Raw genomic sequence first — 17,210 nt, 5'->3', positions numbered from 1 at the left:
TTTGCTCTATTTGCACGGGCGGAGAGATTCGAACTCCCGACAGCTGGTTTTGGAGACCAGTGCTCTACCGCTGAACTACGCCCGTTTCTTATTCATTTATAAAGGCGTCCCGAAAAATCGAGACACCTTATAAAAAATTTATTTATCTATTTAGACTTTTTAGTCTAAGATTTCAGTTACCTGACCTGCACCTACAGTTCTACCTCCTTCACGGATAGCGAAACGTAAACCTAAGTTTAATGCAATTGGTTGAATTAAATCAACAGTAATAGTTAAGTTATCACCTGGCATAACCATTTCAACACCATCAGGAAGCGCAATGTTTCCAGTAACGTCAGTTGTTCTTACGTAGAACTGAGGACGGTAGTTATTATGGAATGGCGTGTGACGACCACCTTCTTCTTTCTTAAGAACATAAACCTCAGCTTTAAACTTAGCATGTGGAGTTACAGAACCTGGCTTACAGATTACCATACCTCTTTTAATATCTTCTTTATTAATACCTCTTAATAAGATACCTGCATTATCTCCAGCCTCACCTCTATCTAAGATTTGACGGAACATTTCAATACCAGTAATAGTAGAAGTTAACTTCTCAGTACCCATACCAATAATATCTACAGCGTCTCCAGTGTTAGCAATACCAGTCTCAATACGACCAGTTGCTACTGTACCACGTCCTGTAATTGAAAATACATCTTCAATTGGCATTAAGAAATCTTTATCAACCTCTCTTAAAGGCTCTTCGATCCAAACATCAACTTGTGCCATTAATTCTAAAACAGTATCAACCCATTTTTGCTCTCCGTTTAATGCTCCTAAAGCAGAACCAGAAACAACAGGTCCATTATCACCATCGTATTCATAGAAAGATAATAACTCTCTAACTTCCATGTCTACTAATTCTAATAACTCTTCATCATCAACCATATCAACTTTGTTTAAGAAAACAACGATACGAGGAATACCTACTTGACGACCTAATAAGATGTGCTCTCTAGTCTGTGGCATTGGTCCATCTGTAGCAGCAACTACTAAGATAGCTCCGTCCATTTGTGCAGCACCAGTAACCATGTTCTTTACGTAATCCGCGTGACCTGGACAGTCTACGTGAGCGTAGTGACGATTAGCTGTTTGATACTCAACGTGAGAAGTGTTAATTGTAATACCTCTTTCTTTTTCTTCCGGAGCATTATCAATCTGATCAAAAGATCTAGCTTCAGAGAATCCTGCATCAGCTAATACTTTAGTAATAGCCGCAGTTAAAGTTGTTTTACCGTGATCTACGTGTCCGATAGTACCAATGTTTAAGTGTGGTTTCGAACGGTCAAAAGTTCCTTTTGCCATAATTATTAATTTTAATTCTTAGTTTAAATATATTTGTGTCTAATAATACTTATTAATGAGCCAATGACGGGATTTGAACCCGTGACCTCATCCCTACCAAGGATGCGCTCTACCAACTGAGCTACATCGGCTTGTTGATATTTGAGCGAAAGACCAGGTTCGAACTGGCGACATTCAGCTTGGAAGGCTGACGCTCTACCAACTGAGCTACTTTCGCTTTTTAATTTTCTTACAAAAATTAAAGGTTTAAAATTTTGTGGGGAGAGCAGGATTCGAACCTGCGAAGACGTAGTCAACGGAGTTACAGTCCGTCCTCGTTGGCCGCTTGAGTATCTCCCCAAAAATTTTAATATTTTAATGAACTTTTTTGTTCTTTTGAGCCGATGGAGGGACTCGAACCCACGACCTGCTGATTACAAATCAGCTGCTCTAGCCAGCTGAGCTACATCGGCTTTTTTATTGCAAAAAAACAATCCGCTATTTCTAACGGATTGCAAATGTATAAAGTTTTTTTTGTTTGCAAAAACTTTTTTTGAAAAATTTTCACTTTTTATGAAACTAAAGAATCTCTATGCTTTTCTTTAGACTTTTTTAATTGTCTTTTTAACGACTCAATAGCAGTGCTTACTCCTTCTTCAAAGGTTTTAGCCTGCTTCTTTACCATTAATTCACTTCCAGGTATATTTATTTTAATTTCTGTAATTTTATTTTCTTTTTCACTTGTGCTTTGAACTTTTAAAAAAACTTCTGCATCAACAATCTTGTCGTGGAATTTCTCTAACGCTTCTACTTTCTTTTCAACGAACTTTAATAGATCACTATCTGCATTAAAATTTACTGATTGGGTAAATACTTTCATATTGTCACTTTTTTTTATGGCCGCTTCTAGGATGCGCCCTGTTAAACACTTCTTTAATCTTATCCAAACTATTGTGTGTATACACTTGTGTGGAGGCTAAACTTGAATGCCCTAGCAATTCTTTAACCGAATTTAAATCTGCTCCTTCATTTAAAAGGTGTGTTGCAAACGAATGACGCAATATATGCGGACTCTTTTTTACCTTTGAGGAGACTTGACTAAAGTACATATTTATTGTTCTATAAACAAGTGTTTCGTAAATTTTATTTCCTTTTTCAGTAATGAATAACTGTTCTTCTTTTGTTTGTATATTTTTTTTAAGCGCTATATAATTGTTTAACGTCTCAAACACAGAAGGTAATAATGGTACAAACCGTTCTTTATTCCTTTTTCCTAAAACTTTTATTGTTTTGCTATAAAAATCTACATCTGCTTGTTTTAGATTTATTAACTCTGTTCTTCTTATTCCTGTTGAGTAAAATAACTCTACTATTAATTTGTTTCTAACTGAGATGAAATCGTTTTTTTTACTAATTGCACTTAGAACTTGTGTTATTTCTTCTTTTGAAAAAGGTATTTGAACTTTTTTCTGAACTTTTAACGCTTTATGTTTTGCTAAAGGGTTTAGTTCTATTTGTTCGATTTTTTGAAGAAACTTATAGAAAGATTTTAATGAAGTAACTTTTCTATTGATACTTTTATTAGATAATTCTCTGTTTACCAAACTAACTATCCAGGTTCTTATTTGTGGATAATTTACATCTTTTAACTCTTGTTGATTATATTCAGTAAGACAAAAATCTTTAAAATCCGTTAAATCTGTTTTATATGCTAAAACAGTGTGTTTGGAGTAATTTTTCTCCAATGCTAGATAATCTAAAAAGGATTGTATCAACGTGTTTATATTTTAGCTAAATGTACTAATTTGATTTTTATAACAAAAAAATCCTGCACAAATGTGCAGGATTCTATTTTTTGAAAGAATAAGTTTAGATTCCGTTTTAAAAACGGAATTAATTCAACCTAAAGTTTTTATTTTGTCTTACAGACTTATAAAAACTGAGTTTCATTAACCTAGTTCTTCTTGTGTTCTTAATTTTTGAACATAAGCAGCTTTAATTCTTTGTGCTCTTTTTACAACTGAAGGCTTGTCAAACTGCTTTCTTTGCTGTAAGCTTCTCTTCGTCTTTGTACGGTCGAATTTTCTTTTAAAACGTTTTAACGCTCTATCGATATTTTCTCCTTCCTTTACTGGAATTATTAACATGGTAATGCACCTCCCTTCATCTGTATCTTATATATTTTAAATAGTTATTAAACTATTGGTTGTTTATTTTTGGATTGCAAAGATACAAACTAATTACGAATTACAATTTTTTAATGTAGAATTATTTATGATGAAAAAATTGAAGGTTATTTATTGTGATTGATAGTTATTTGTTGTGATTTGTTTTTTCTCAACTTTACAGAAAACTGTGTCTGAAATAAAAACTAAAGTTAACAAATACGCGCGCGTTAGGGATTGAAACGGCATCCTTTTTAATTGATTAAAATTAAAAAGATATAGTGAAAAGCCCGACTTGGTCCTGAATGCTTTCAGGATAAAGTAACGCCCAAATTATTTTAAAATCGGTTATCGCCATCTAAAAGATCGCCAATTCCGCCAAGAATACTTCCTTCTCCTTTACTTCCACCATTTCTAGGCGCCATTGCCAAGACTCTACCTGCCAATCTACTAAATGGTAATGATTGTACATAAACTGTTCCTGGTCCTTGTAGAGTTGCGAAAAACATTCCTTCTCCTCCGAAAACTGTATTTCTAATTCCGCCAACAAACTCAATATCGTAATTTACATCTTGGGTAAAGCCTACCAAACAACCTGTGTCTACTTTTAATTTTTCGCCGGCCAACAAGATTTTTTTTGCCATGGTTCCACCTGCGTGAATAAAGCCCATTCCGTCTCCTTCCATTTTTTGCATTATAAATCCTTCGCCACCAAAAAGACCTCTACCTAGTTTTTTTGAAAATTCGATTCCTATTGAAACGCCTTTTGCAGCACATAAAAATGCGTCTTTTTGACAAATAAACTTTCCGCCAAACTCTGCTAAATCTATAGGAACAATTTTTCCTGGATATGGAGATGCGAATGAAACTTTCTTTTTTCCGCTTCCTATATTGGTAAAAACGGTCATAAACAAGCTCTCTCCTGTTAGTATTCTTTTTCCTGCTGAAAATATTTTACCTAACAATCCTTTTTCTTGATTGGAACCATCTCCTAATATAGTACTCATCCTTAAGCCATCATTCATCATCATAAAACTTCCGGACTCTGCAACAACGCCTTCTTCTGGATCTAGTTCTATTTCTACATATTGCATTTCTTCTCCATAGATTTCAAAATCTATTTCGTGTGCATTTCTATTTGATGAATTCTGTGGAATTTTGTCTTGATACATAGTTTGGGTTTTTAAGTCTTATATAGTATTAGATGATTTATGTAGTGTTTTGTTACAAATTACTACTTTTAATTTCTAAATTTAATGAATTTTAAGACAAGTAAGAAATTACTTAAACTAGATACATTTAAATAATTACCTTATTTTTGATGTTATGTAAGTATAACAGTAATTAACTTACTAACTAAGGAAAGTATTATATGAAGTATTTATCTCCAGAAATAGAAGCGCTGTCTAAGCAATTTGAAATTACAAAATCTTTAGCGCGCACAAATGTGTCTTGCGGAATTTTTCAGGAATGTGATTATAAGGAAGAAAGACCTAAACTATATATTAAGGAGTAACTATTTAGTTTTTCACTTTTAAACTCCATTCGTATTGAAATTTAGAAACTGAAACACCTTCTTCATTTATTCCTTCGGAAGTTACCAATACTGTTTGCCCTTCACCTGTTTCTGTTGATTTCTGAATCGCTTTTTGTATTGCAATTCCATCATTACATTCAAATCTAATTTTACCTGTAGCCTTTTTAGTAAATGTAGCATTCATATTAGTAACTAACATAGATACTTTTTTTCCTGAAACATCAATTGCCTGCATAACTAAAATACCTGAAGAAAATTCTGAAGCCATTCCTTGTACTGCCCAAAACATACTTTTAAATGGATTCTGATTTATCCACCTGTGTTTTACTTTTACTACAGATTTTTCTTCTGAAAGTGATTCAACTCTAACACCTGTTAAAAAAGCTGCAGGTAGTTTAAAAAGCATAAAAGCATTTATTTTTCTTGGCGTAAATTTCATTTTATAACGATAAAAAAGGTTTTGTAAAAAATATTGATGCCGACAAGATACTTAAAATAAACTAAACACAAACCCAATAACAACAGTAGCTTTACTTCTATTTTTAATCAATTTACAAATGTTAAAGAAGTGTTAATTATAGTACTATGTATTGCATAATACCTTTTTAAAGATATATATTTGCATAAGAAAGTATTATAGAAATCTTACAAACATGAAAAATAACGACCAAAACACCAACGCTTTTTTAATACACATATCTGCATTTGCAGGTTATTTATTTCCGCTTGGTAGTATAATTGCTCCATTAATATTATGGCAAACATTAAAAGAACGAAGTGGTTTTTTAGATGAACACGGTAAAGAAGCTGTAAACTTTAACATCAGTTTTGGTTTGTATATATTTATTTTGTCTGCCTCTTTTTTCCCATTCTTTTTCAGATCATTCTTTAATATATTAGACAATGTAGATCATGTTGATTTTGGAATTGATATTGGTTCTGGACTTTTTGGATTCTTTGGCATTGTTTCTATTGCAAGCTTTGTGGTTTTAGCAAAAATTGCATTGATAGTAATTGCATCCTTAAAAGCAAATAAAGGAGAAACATACAAGTATCCTTTTACAATAAACTTTATAAAATAACACACAATACATGAAGATAGAAAACACAAAAGCACAAATGCGAAAAGGTGTTTTAGAGTATTGCATACTTTCCATACTACAACATGGAGATGCTTATACTTCTGAAATACTAAAAACGCTAAAAGCTGCAGAAATGATTGTGGTTGAAGGTACCATTTACCCATTATTAACACGTTTAAAAAACGCAGGTTTATTAACCTACAGATGGGAAGAATCAACTTCTGGACCACCAAGAAAATATTACGTTTTAACAGAAAATGGAGGCATGTTCCTTAAAGAATTAGACAAAACCTGGAGCAATCTAGTAAATGCAGTACACCAAGTAACAACAACAAAATCAACTAAAGATGAATAAGACTATAAACATAAATTTGGGTGGATTTTTCTTTCACATAGATGAAACCGCTTATAGCAAATTAAAAAGGTATTTAGAATCCATTTCTAGATCGCTAAGCGATGATCCGCAAGGGAAAAATGAAATTATTTCTGACATTGAAGCACGTATTAGTGAGCTACTTTCAGAAAGAATTACTGATGCAAGACAAGTTGTAAACGAAAGCGATATTGAAGAAGTTATTGCTATTATGGGACAACCAGAAGATTATGCAGATGCAGAAGAAAGCTACACAGATACAGGTTACAGTTACCAAAAGAGAAACGCTAACTCTAAAAAATTATTTAGAAGTGGAGACGATAAATTCTTAGGTGGTGTTGCTGCTGGATTAGGTTATTATTTTGGAATAGACACAATTTGGGTTCGTTTAATATTCTTAGTATTAGGTTTTAGCGGTGGATTTGGAATTCCTTTGTATATAATTCTTTGGATTTTACTACCAGAAGCACAATCTACAGCAGAAAAGCTACAGATGGAAGGTGAAGCTGTAAATATTGACAACATTGAAAAAAAAATTCGTGACGAGTTTAACAGCCTTTCAACAAAGGTAAAAGACGGCGCATCAGAGATTAGCGATAAAATAACAAGTGCAGATTACGCAAAGTTAAAACAGCAATCTAAATCGGGTTTACAAGAATTTTTAGACACAATTGGTAAGATTTTCTTAGCTGTTTTTAAAGTGTTTGGTAAATTTATTGGAGTAATCTTATTGTTTGTTGCCGCTGCAGTTTTACTGTCATTAATAATTGGTTTATTCTCTGTTGGAAGTATAGAAATATTAAATTTTGATAATGATTTTGTTCAATATCCACCATTTTTCTATGATTCAGTTTTACCTAAATGGCTACTTACTGTTTTTGGATTCTTATTAATTGGTATTCCGTTTTTAATCTTATTTATTTTAGGTTTAAGAATCTTATCGAGTAATGTAAAACAATTCAGTAAAACAACATCTTTAACTTTATTAGGTTTGTGGCTTGTAGCTTTGTTTACAGTAGCTTTTTCAGGAATTGAATTTGCAACTTCACATGCGTATAATGGTACTAAAATTGAAAAAAGTGACATTAATATTATAGCAAACGATACGTTAAAAATTAAGATGGTTAATGATGATGATTTATACTATCAGCACAACTTACGAAGAAGAACAAATTCTGAAGAAGTTCATGTAAATGACGTAAAGATGGCGTACTCTAACAATGTTAAAATTGATGTAAAAAAGAGTGAAACTAATGAAGCTTACGTAGAAATTCATAAAGAATCTAATGGAAGAAATCGTTCTAAAGCAAATAAAAGTGCTTCAGAAATAACATACAAGTACACTATAGAAGATAAAAATTTAACTTTTGACGCTTACTTTTTAAGTGATTATAGAAACATTTGGAAAGACGAGGAAATTAAAGCAACAGTTTACGTTCCAGAAGATGTAACCGTATATTTTCATAATTCTACAAAACGTTTTTTATATAGTGTAGATAATTTACAAGATGTAAATGACAAAGACATGAGTAATCAGCATTTTACAATGACACCAAAAGGTTTTGATTGCAATGATTGCGAAGAAGATATTATGAGAAATGAAAAAGAAATTAATCAAGAAAGAGAAAGAAAAAGAAGATTAAGAATAAAAGCAGACAGTAATAGTATTGATGTTGAATTTTAAATAACAATTCAGTAGAAAAAAGTAACAATTGAGTAATAAATATTTAGCCAAACTTATTTTAAAAAAGATATTTGTTACTCAATTAAAAAACAAACCAAAATGAAAACAACTATTTCAAAAATCATTACACTATTCGTTTTAGCAACACTTACAGCTTCTTGTGCTGGTAATATGTTTAACAGCGTAAGCGGAAACAGAAATGTAAAAACTGAAAATCGTAAAATTCAAGATAATTTTTCTGTAGTTAAAGTTAGCACAGGTATAGATCTTTATATAACACAAGGAAACGAAGTTTCTTTAGTAGTTGAAGCTGATGAAAACTTGCACGATATTATTAAAACTGAAGTAAATGAAAATGGAAAACTAAGCATTTATTCAGAAAAAAATATTTGGAAAGCCAAGGCACGTAAAGTACACTTAACACTTACAAATATTGAAGAATTAATTGCCACAAGCGGAAGCGATGTGTACACAGAAAACACCATAAAAGCAACTAACTTTAAAGTTAGTGTAACTAGCGGAGCTGATGCAAAAATTGATGTAGATGCTGAAAATGTAGAATCTAACGCCACAAGTGGTGCAGATTTAAGCATTTCTGGTTCCACAACAAAACACACTTCTAGCGCTACAAGCGGAAGCTCTATTTATGCCTTCGGATTAAAAAGCAAGCAAACTAACGCAAGTGTTACAAGTGGCGCAGATATAGATGTTTATGCTTCAGAAAGTATAGACGCAAGAGCAACAAGCGGTGGAGATATAGATTATAAAGGAAACCCAACAAACGTTAATAAAAAAGAAACATCTGGCGGAGACGTAGATGCAAAATAATACAAAATGGCAAGATTAATTGTACTCTTAGTTATGGTTTATACTTCTGCTTTCTTAAATGCGCAAGTAAATGAAATACCAAAATACAAGCCTGTAGATAAAGAACTACATGAAGAAATTACAAAAATGGACAGTCTTTTTTTTGATGCTTATAATAATTGCAACATGAAAGTTCAGGCAGAAATTTTATCAGAAGATCTTGAGTTTTTTCATGACAGAGGCGGTTTATCAACCTCAAAAACAGCTATTTTAAAAGCCTTAAAAAATAACATTTGTAATAAAGTTACTAGAACACTTATTAAAGGAAGTATTGAAGTATATCCAATTCCTAATTACGGAGCTGTACAAATGGGTTATCATAAGTTTTTCAATAAGCAAGAGCCAAACGAAAAACAAGTGGCAAGTAAGTTTGTTACAATTTGGAAAAAAGAAAATAATAAATGGCAAATTACCCGTGTAATTAGTCTGCATTAAAAACATTAGAAAACAATTAGTGTAGCTAACCCTAATTGTTACTAATACTTGGTTTTATTAGTTTACTTGGTAAGAGTCGCTGTGGTTAGCGACTCTTATCTTTTTTTATTTACACACTTGACTTTCCAATAAAAAATCACGAAATTCGCTAACTACGAATATAAAACATTAAAACGTTGCATATTCGTGTTAACGTTAGCTAGCAGCAATACAAGACGAACTTTATGCAAAATGAGAGAAATCATAACAAATAGAAGAAATAAAATTCAAGAACTAAACGAAAAAGGAGGAATTGGTTCTATTATTTCTAATTTTTTTAGTTTTAAAAATCACTCTATCGAGGAAAATACGAAAACATTATTAAACTATGGTTGGTATATTTCAGGACAAATGGAAATGAAAGAAACATCCAAAGTTATTGATTTAATTAAAAATGAAAATATCGTTGAAGCTGAAAATATCATGATAAAATTCTTCAAAGAAAATTTATCCGATATAGAAAAACGATTAATAAAAAAACATTCAGAAAGAGAAAATTTATTTAAGGAATCTTTTAGAGCACATAGGAATAAAATGTTTTATTCATCTACTATTCTATTCTTATCTCAAGCAGATGGGATTATAGATGGAAAAATTTTTCATAATAGAAAGAATTTAGATAAACATTTGGACAAGGACAAAAATCCAAGTTTTGTAAATATATTAAAAGAAGATAGTTCGTTGAATGTTCCGTCTTATAAAATAAACAAAGAGAAATATTTTAGTAAATTGAATAGACACTCGGTTATGCATGGGAAATCTACCGACTATGGAACGGAAATAAATAGTTTGAAAGCCCTTTCATTATGTTGTTTTGTAAGTGATTGGTATAATAGATATGAATAAAAAGTACTGCTGCTAACAACGTGTATAATTAATTACTGCATATAGCTCACTTGGAAAATCCTTCGGATTTTCGCAGTTCGTGATTTATTTAGTAATTTAGTTGCTAAACATCGCAACTAACTATACACAAACACGTTAGCGAAGCCATGTAAAAAACTTCAGCTTTTTAAGCTCATAATAAAACTTAACAATGCTTGCTTTTCACTTTAATCACATAGCACTTTCAGTAAAAAATGTTAACCAATCTGTTGAATTTTATCAAAAGGTATTTCAACTTGACGAAATTAAAAACACAGCTTCTGAATCAAAAACAAGATGGCTATCACTTAATGAAGGAAAACAACTTCATCTTATTCCTCGCCCAGATTTTGAAATAAAAGTTAATAAAGCTGTTCATTTTGCTTTAACCACATCTAATTTAGACTCCTTTATATCGAATCTAAAAGAATTAAATATTGATTACTCTGATTGGCGTAATACACCAAACAAAGATTACATACGAAAAGACGGAATTAGACAGGTTTACTTTCAAGATCCAGACGGATATTGGGTTGAAGTAAATAATGATATTTAATACCGTTATGCATACTTATCAATTCTATAATTATAAAAGACATACACTTTTTTCGTATTTTTGAATAATGAAAAAGTCCACTTTACTTATTTTACTATTTCTAAATCTTGGTTTAATAGCTCAAGAATTACCCAAAGGTTTTGTATATCTTAACGATGTTGTTCCGTCCATAGAAACAGAGCTACGTTACTGCTCTCATAATAATTTTATAGGAATTCCTATTGATGGTTACCAAGACAATGTACTTGTTATTTCGGAAAAAGCTGCAAATGCGTTAAAGAAAGCTCAGGAAGAATTATTAGAAAAAGGCTTCAGTTTAAAAGTATTTGATGCGTATAGACCACAACAAGCGGTAAATCATTTTGTACGTTGGGCGCGCGTTCTAAACGACACTGTAAAGAAGAGAGAATATTATCCAAATGTTCCAAAACGTCAGTTATTTAACCTTGGTTATATTGCTTCAAAATCTGGACACACACGTGGAAGTACGGTAGATTTAACTTTAATCGACGTAAAAACAGGTACAGAATTAGACATGGGAAGTCCGTATGATTTCTTCGGGGAAATATCGCATCCGTTTTCTAAAAAACTTTCAAAAAAGCAACAAGAAAATCGACTTTTATTAAGAACTGTAATGTTAAAAAACAACTTTAGACCTTATGTAAATGAATGGTGGCATTTTACATTACGTAATGAGCCTTTTCCTAAGACGTATTTCAATTTTCCTGTAAATTAACACTGTTTAAAAACTTTTTAACCACAATTAACAAGTAAGTTTTAACAAATTACTAAGACAGATTATTACAAACGGCATTATCTTTGTTGTTAGGTTTTTATAATTATGAAACACTTCAAACTTTTTTTTACTTTAATAACAGTATTAACTGCAAACCAAATGTTTGCTCAGTTAGACAACAATAATGGCGGTAATACTAAAGGAAAATCTATTGGTACTTTTGAAGCTCCTGTAAAAACCATTACAAAGCCAAAAACTATTGGTTTTGGTAATAACAATGGCTTTAAAACAGCAAGTAAAGAAGAGCAGAAAAAGCAACAAAAAAAAGAAGACGAGCGTAAATTAAAAAACAAAGGCATTAAAAACGATGCTCAAGTTGCTAAAGAACGATTTAGTAAAAACTTCAAAAAAATAAACGGTAGATACGCTGTTATAGATCAAAATTTAGGTAGCTTTAGAAGTAATGGTAAATTTATTACCGTGTACTGTAGAGACTACCAACACCCAGATAATGATAGAGTAACTGTTTACCATAACAATGTTCCTGTAGTTTTTAATATTGTATTGCGTCAAAGTTATCAAAGTTTTAAAATCCCTTTAGAAGTTGGTATCAATACTATAGATTTTAAAGCGTTAAACCAAGGAACTTCTGGACCAAATACCGCAGGATTTAAAGTATATGACGATTGTGGCACTTTAATTTCTTCAAATCAGTGGGAATTAGCAACAGGCGCAAAAGCTACAATTGCTATTAGTAAAACCGAATAATAGTATTCAACTTCAATCTAAAAAACTACTTTAGTGTTTTAAAAAAATCACAAAACGCTACATGAAGAAAATTAATTGGTTTTTTGGCCCCAAGGAATACATAAACTCAGGTATTTATAAATACTCAAACACTTTTATTTCATTTTTTAATGAAAATTATACAGATTTAGAAATAGAAAGCCATTACATCCTCTACTCTGCTACTTCAGTTTTCAGAAAAATCTATCAACTAATTATTTTACCACTTAAAGTTATTTTTCTGTACAGGAAAAACACTAATGTTTTTGTAGTTGAAAGTTTTTTATTAGCAACTTTATTTCCTTTTTTCCCATATAAGAACTCAATAATTATAATACACGATTACAGAGATTTTAACTTAACAGATAAAAACCCTTCTTTTATTCAAAAAATGAAGAATAAAATACTTCTGAAAAGCTATTCTAAAATTTCAAAATTTAAACATGTAATATTTGTTTCACTTTATACTTATCAAAAAGTATCAGAATCTTTTCCAAACATTAAAAAAAATGGTGTTGTTATTGAAAATAGTTTTAAGATAAATGATTCGCCTCAAGAAACTCTAAACAAAGCAGCTAAAATTAGTTTTTTAAAGAAATTTGGCTTTAAAAATGATGAGAAAATAATATTAACAGTTTCATCAGAAGAAGAAAGAAAAAATGTTCCTACTGTTATAAAAGCAGCAGCAAACTTACCTGATTTCACCTTTATTAAGGTAGGAAAAGCAATTATAGAAGAAAACAGGCTTCATAATTTTAAATACATAGAAACTCATAATATCTCAAATTTCTTTTTTTTAGAAGACTTGACAGAAAACGAATTAAACACACTATATAAAATAAGCGATATTTTTGTATTTCCATCTTCTTTTGAAGGTTTTGGAAGACCTCCAATAGAAGCGCAAATAATGAAAACTCCTGTAATATCGTCCAGTATACAAGTATTAAAAAACCACCTTAAGGACAGTGTTATCTACTTAAATAATGAAAAAGACTCAGAAGAATTAATTGAGAAAATTAATTACGTGATGAATAAATCAAATTCATTAGAAATTAACAGCATAATAGAAAAAGGTTACATTAATTCTAAACGATTTGATGTTGAAAAAAATGGCGTTAAATTCTACAAATTACTAACTAATTATTAGTAAAAATTAAAATATTCTCATCCAAAACTTATAGCTAAAACTCGCACTTTATAACTTTAAATAAAAAGTTATAAACTAATAAAAAGTCAGTGTTTTTAAATGTATAAACACAACTAAAACCAATTCTTCGAAATCGTTTTCTTTAATTACTGAAAACTCATTTTTATATTCAAAAGAAAACAGTTATTTTTGTTTTTGCATATTAAACAAGCAAATACAAACAACAACTATTTCTTATGAAAAAAATAACCAAAGAAACCTACCTAAACTGGTATAAAGACATGCTCTTTTGGAGGAAATTTGAAGACAAATTAGCAGCAGTTTATATTCAACAAAAAGTAAGAGGTTTCTTGCACTTATACAACGGTCAAGAAGCTGTTTTAGCAGGTGCATTACACGCAATGGACTTATCAAAAGATAAAATGATTACTGCGTATCGTAATCACGTTCAACCAATTGGTATGGGAGTTGATCCTAAACGCGTAATGGCAGAATTGTATGGAAAAGCAACCGGAACTTCTCATGGAATGGGTGGTTCTATGCACATTTTTTCTAAAGAACACCGTTTTTATGGTGGTCACGGAATTGTTGGTGGACAAATACCTTTAGGAGCTGGTTTAGCTTTTGGAGATAAATACAAAGGAAACGATGCCGTAACTTTATGTTGTTTTGGAGATGGAGCCGCACGTCAAGGTTCTTTACATGAAACTTTTAACATGGCTATGAACTGGAAATTACCAGTAATTTTTATTGTTGAAAATAATGGTTACGCAATGGGAACTTCAGTAGAAAGAACAGCAAACCATACAGATATTTGGAAACTAGGTTTAGGATACGAAATGCCTTGTGGGCCTGTCGATGGAATGAACCCTATTAAAGTTGCAGAAGCTATAGATGAAGCTTTACAAAGAGCAAGACGTGGAGATGGACCAACGTTTTTAGAAATGAAAACCTACCGTTACCGTGGACACTCAATGTCTGATGCACAACACTATCGTACTAAAGACGAAGTTGAAGAGTACAAAAAAATTGATCCAATTACGCAAGTCTTAGATATTATTCAAAATGAAAAATATGCATCAGCTGAAGAAATTGATGCCATTAAGAAAGAAGTAAAAAATATGGTTGCTGAATGTGAGAAGTTTGCAGAAGACTCTCCATATCCAGAAGCACAGCAATTATATGATACTGTTTACGATCAAGAAGATTATCCTTTTATAAGCTAATTAAACTCAAGAAAATAATATGGCAACAGTAATAAACATGCCTCGCTTAAGCGATACAATGGAAGAAGGAGTTGTAGCTTCTTGGTTAAAAAAAGTTGGAGATGCAATTGAAGAAGGTGATATCCTTGCCGAAATTGAAACAGATAAAGCTACTATGGAGTTTGAATCTTTTCATGAAGGTACACTTTTACACATTGGTGTACAAGAAGGAGAAACTGCACCAGTAGATACTTTATTAGCTATTATTGGGGAAAAAGGTGAAGATTTTTCAGCTTTATTAAATGCTCCAGCTGTAATAGAAGAAAAAACAGCAGTAGTTACAGAAGAAACAAAAGACGAAGCACCTAAAAGTGTAGCGGAAATACCAGAAGGTGTTCAAGTTATAACTATGCCTCGTTTGAGTGATACAATGGAAGAAGGTACTGTAGCTTCTTGGTTAAAGAAAGTTGGTGATGCCGTTAGTGAAGGAGATATTCTTGCTGAAATTGAAACAGACAAAGCTACTATGGAATTTGAATGTTTCTACGAAGGAACATTATTATATGTAGGTATAAACGAAGGTGAAACTGCACCTGTAGATAGTTTATTAGCCGTTATTGGTCCAGAAGGAACAGATGTTTCTGCAATTGTAGCAAATGGCGGAGCTACTGCTAGTGCTCCAACAGAAAAAGCTACTCCTATAGAAAAGAAAGAAGAAACTAAGGTTGCGGAAACTAAATCAACAACTAACACTACTACAAATAATTCAGGTGGACGTATTTTTGCTTCACCATTAGCTAAGAAAATAGCTAAAGACAAAGGAATTAGTTTAGCAGACATTAATGGTTCTGGTGAAAACGGAAGAATTGTTAAAAAAGATGTAGAAAACTACACTCCTGCTGCTAAAACTGTTGAAGCTTCTAAAGCTACTTCTTCTGCTCCAGCAATGAGTTTTGTTGCTTCTGGAGAAGAAAAATCTGAAGAAGTTAAGAATTCTCAAATGCGTAAAGCAATTGCAAAATCTTTAGGTAACTCTAAATTTTCTGCACCAGATTTCAGTTTAAATATTGAAGTTGATATGGACAATGCAATGGCTTCTAGAAAAACCATAAACGCTATTCCAGACACTAAAGTATCTTTTAACGATATGGTTGTAAAAGCATGTGCAATGGCTTTACAAAAACACCCACAAGTAAATACTTCTTGGACAGACAACAATACAGTTTTCCATAGTCATATTCACGTTGGTGTTGCAGTTGCTGTAGATGATGGTTTATTAGTACCAGTTATAAAACACACTAATCAATTAAGTTTAACTCAAATTGGTGCTGGTGTTAGAGATTTAGCAGGTAAAGCTAGAAACAAAAAAATAGCTCCTGCAGAAATGCAAGGAAGTACATTTACAGTTTCTAACTTAGGTATGTTTGGTATACAGAATTTTAACTCTATAATAAACCAACCAAATTCAGCAATTTTATCTGTTGGTGCAATTGTACAAAAACCAGTTGTTAAAGACGGACAAATAGTTGTAGGTAATACAATGAACTTAACATTAACTTGCGACCACAGAACTGTTGATGGTGCTGTTGGAGCTCAGTTTTTACAAACATTAAAAACGTTTATTGAAAATCCAGTTACAATGCTAGCTTAAGATTTTAAATTTTATACTATAAAAAAGCTCGCAAATTGCGAGCTTTTTTTTTACCTTTATTTTATGAATTCATTAGAAGAAAAACTCAAAAACCCAGTATGGTATTCTTTACAAGAAACACATAAAGAATTTCTTATTGAATATGATGGTGTTCAATTTTATGACCCAGAAATAAATAATTTTGGCGCTTTTTTTAATGCTGAAAAAACTCCAGAAGCATTAACACAATATGCCGAAAGAATAGATAAATTCTTTTTAGTCTCAGAAGATGGAATTCCAAACATTAATTCTGACACTACTATTTTAGAAAGAAAAATAGATGGCTGTCAAATGGTTTTAGAAAATTTAACCGATGTAGAAATAAATGAAGAAATTGTATTATTAACTACTAAACATATAGATGAAGTATATGATTTAATTTGGTTAGTAATGCCAGGATTTTATCAGAAAAGAGGTTTTGAAATGGGTAAGTTTTTTGGAATCTTTAAAGACAATAAATTAGTTGCTATTTCTGGTCAAAGAATGCAAACCAACGATTTTATAGAAATTAGTTCGGTTGTAACTCACCCTGATTATACAAGAAGAGGCTATGCGAAACAATTAATATATCATACAGCAAAAGATATTATAAGAGAAAACAAACTTCCAATGCTTCATACAAACAAAGGGAATTTGGCAATTCCTCTTTACCAAAAATTAGGTTTTAAATTAAGTAGAGATATGAATTGGTGGTTATTTTGTAAAAAATAAAAAAGCT

At 31.4% G+C, this 17,210-nt stretch carries 20 protein-coding genes and 5 tRNA genes; 14 read left to right on the top strand and 11 right to left on the bottom strand.

The window, feature by feature from the left end:
* Window positions 1-13: 13 nt before the first annotated feature.
* The 10 genes from L1S33_RS11785 to L1S33_RS11740 all read right to left on the bottom strand — a co-directional run bounded on the left by L1S33_RS11785 (window position 14) and on the right by L1S33_RS11740 (window position 4,663).
* Window positions 14-85: transfer RNA gene (locus L1S33_RS11785), tRNA-Trp, on the bottom strand.
* Between the two features lie 74 nt (window positions 86-159).
* The gene (gene tuf, locus L1S33_RS11780; RefSeq protein ID WP_240562472.1) at window positions 160-1,347 is read right to left on the bottom strand and encodes an elongation factor Tu; all 1,188 of its coding nucleotides are present in this window, start codon (window positions 1,345-1,347) and stop codon (window positions 160-162) included.
* Window positions 1,348-1,405: 58 nt separating this feature from the next.
* Window positions 1,406-1,478: transfer RNA gene (locus tag L1S33_RS11775), tRNA-Thr, on the bottom strand.
* 13 nt (window positions 1,479-1,491) lie between these two features.
* A tRNA-Gly gene (locus L1S33_RS11770) sits at window positions 1,492-1,564 on the bottom strand.
* 40 nt (window positions 1,565-1,604) lie between these two features.
* Window positions 1,605-1,686: transfer RNA gene (locus L1S33_RS11765), tRNA-Tyr, on the bottom strand.
* 39 nt (window positions 1,687-1,725) lie between these two features.
* Window positions 1,726-1,799: transfer RNA gene (locus L1S33_RS11760), tRNA-Thr, on the bottom strand.
* Between the two features lie 98 nt (window positions 1,800-1,897).
* The gene (gene hpf / locus L1S33_RS11755) at window positions 1,898-2,206 is read right to left on the bottom strand and encodes a ribosome hibernation-promoting factor, HPF/YfiA family (RefSeq protein ID WP_240551856.1); all 309 of its coding nucleotides are present in this window, start codon (window positions 2,204-2,206) and stop codon (window positions 1,898-1,900) included.
* Window positions 2,207-2,210: 4 nt separating this feature from the next.
* On the bottom strand, window positions 2,211-3,101 hold the full coding sequence (locus L1S33_RS11750; protein WP_240562471.1) for a tyrosine-type recombinase/integrase: 891 nt from the start codon (window positions 3,099-3,101) through the stop codon (window positions 2,211-2,213).
* A 174-nt stretch (window positions 3,102-3,275) separates the two neighbouring features.
* Window positions 3,276-3,473, bottom strand: a complete 198-nt coding sequence (gene rpsU / locus L1S33_RS11745) for a 30S ribosomal protein S21 (RefSeq protein ID WP_240551854.1) — start codon at window positions 3,471-3,473, stop codon at window positions 3,276-3,278.
* Window positions 3,474-3,829: 356 nt separating this feature from the next.
* The gene (locus tag L1S33_RS11740) at window positions 3,830-4,663 is read right to left on the bottom strand and encodes a TIGR00266 family protein (RefSeq protein WP_240562470.1); all 834 of its coding nucleotides are present in this window, start codon (window positions 4,661-4,663) and stop codon (window positions 3,830-3,832) included.
* A 200-nt stretch (window positions 4,664-4,863) separates the two neighbouring features.
* On the opposite strand from L1S33_RS11740, the gene L1S33_RS11735 reads away from it, so the two are divergent.
* Window positions 4,864-5,007: a hypothetical protein gene (locus tag L1S33_RS11735; protein WP_240562469.1), complete on the top strand. Its 144-nt coding sequence runs from the start codon at window positions 4,864-4,866 to the stop codon at window positions 5,005-5,007.
* Between the two features lie 4 nt (window positions 5,008-5,011).
* Here L1S33_RS11735 and L1S33_RS11730 read toward each other — a convergent pair whose 3' ends face one another.
* Window positions 5,012-5,467, bottom strand: coding sequence for a DUF4442 domain-containing protein (locus tag L1S33_RS11730; RefSeq protein WP_240551852.1), 456 nt, complete (start codon window positions 5,465-5,467; stop codon window positions 5,012-5,014).
* 214 nt (window positions 5,468-5,681) lie between these two features.
* On the opposite strand from L1S33_RS11730, the gene L1S33_RS11725 reads away from it, so the two are divergent.
* From L1S33_RS11725 to L1S33_RS11665, 13 genes are all read left to right on the top strand, one after another.
* Window positions 5,682-6,110, top strand: coding sequence for a DUF4870 domain-containing protein (locus L1S33_RS11725; RefSeq protein WP_240562468.1), 429 nt, complete (start codon window positions 5,682-5,684; stop codon window positions 6,108-6,110).
* 10 nt (window positions 6,111-6,120) lie between these two features.
* Window positions 6,121-6,465 (top strand): PadR family transcriptional regulator, encoded by a 345-nt coding sequence (locus L1S33_RS11720; protein WP_072555298.1) that lies wholly within the window; start codon window positions 6,121-6,123, stop codon window positions 6,463-6,465.
* Window positions 6,458-8,167 (top strand): PspC domain-containing protein, encoded by a 1,710-nt coding sequence (locus L1S33_RS11715; RefSeq protein WP_240562467.1) that lies wholly within the window; start codon window positions 6,458-6,460, stop codon window positions 8,165-8,167. Before L1S33_RS11720 ends, L1S33_RS11715 begins: the two co-directional genes overlap by 8 nt.
* A 99-nt stretch (window positions 8,168-8,266) precedes the next feature.
* On the top strand, window positions 8,267-8,995 hold the full coding sequence (locus tag L1S33_RS11710) for a head GIN domain-containing protein (RefSeq protein WP_240562466.1): 729 nt from the start codon (window positions 8,267-8,269) through the stop codon (window positions 8,993-8,995).
* Window positions 8,996-9,001: 6 nt separating this feature from the next.
* Entirely contained in the window at window positions 9,002-9,469 is a 468-nt protein-coding gene (locus L1S33_RS11705) for a nuclear transport factor 2 family protein (protein WP_240562465.1), read from the top strand.
* Between the two features lie 231 nt (window positions 9,470-9,700).
* The gene (locus L1S33_RS11700) at window positions 9,701-10,354 is read left to right on the top strand and encodes a hypothetical protein (protein WP_240562464.1); all 654 of its coding nucleotides are present in this window, start codon (window positions 9,701-9,703) and stop codon (window positions 10,352-10,354) included.
* Between the two features lie 190 nt (window positions 10,355-10,544).
* Complete coding sequence (locus L1S33_RS11695; RefSeq protein WP_240562463.1) at window positions 10,545-10,928, top strand: VOC family protein; 384 nt, start codon at window positions 10,545-10,547, stop codon at window positions 10,926-10,928.
* A gap of 67 nt (window positions 10,929-10,995) precedes the next feature.
* Window positions 10,996-11,664 (top strand): M15 family metallopeptidase, encoded by a 669-nt coding sequence (locus L1S33_RS11690; RefSeq protein WP_240562462.1) that lies wholly within the window; start codon window positions 10,996-10,998, stop codon window positions 11,662-11,664.
* A gap of 105 nt (window positions 11,665-11,769) precedes the next feature.
* Window positions 11,770-12,432 (top strand): hypothetical protein, encoded by a 663-nt coding sequence (locus tag L1S33_RS11685; RefSeq protein ID WP_240562461.1) that lies wholly within the window; start codon window positions 11,770-11,772, stop codon window positions 12,430-12,432.
* A gap of 61 nt (window positions 12,433-12,493) precedes the next feature.
* Window positions 12,494-13,597 (top strand): glycosyltransferase, encoded by a 1,104-nt coding sequence (locus L1S33_RS11680; protein WP_240562460.1) that lies wholly within the window; start codon window positions 12,494-12,496, stop codon window positions 13,595-13,597.
* 236 nt (window positions 13,598-13,833) lie between these two features.
* Window positions 13,834-14,823 (top strand): pyruvate dehydrogenase (acetyl-transferring) E1 component subunit alpha, encoded by a 990-nt coding sequence (gene pdhA / locus L1S33_RS11675; RefSeq protein ID WP_240562459.1) that lies wholly within the window; start codon window positions 13,834-13,836, stop codon window positions 14,821-14,823.
* Window positions 14,824-14,842: 19 nt separating this feature from the next.
* Complete coding sequence (locus L1S33_RS11670) at window positions 14,843-16,453, top strand: pyruvate dehydrogenase complex dihydrolipoamide acetyltransferase (RefSeq protein WP_240562458.1); 1,611 nt, start codon at window positions 14,843-14,845, stop codon at window positions 16,451-16,453.
* A 63-nt stretch (window positions 16,454-16,516) separates the two neighbouring features.
* Window positions 16,517-17,203, top strand: a complete 687-nt coding sequence (locus tag L1S33_RS11665) for a GNAT family N-acetyltransferase (RefSeq protein WP_240562457.1) — start codon at window positions 16,517-16,519, stop codon at window positions 17,201-17,203.
* The last annotated feature ends 7 nt before the right edge of the window (window positions 17,204-17,210 follow it).

Origin of the sequence: Tenacibaculum aquimarinum (assembly GCF_022478115.1) — a bacterium.
GTDB lineage: Bacteria > Bacteroidota > Bacteroidia > Flavobacteriales > Flavobacteriaceae > Polaribacter > Polaribacter aquimarinum_A.
This window is presented reverse-complemented; position numbering and strand designations above follow the sequence as displayed.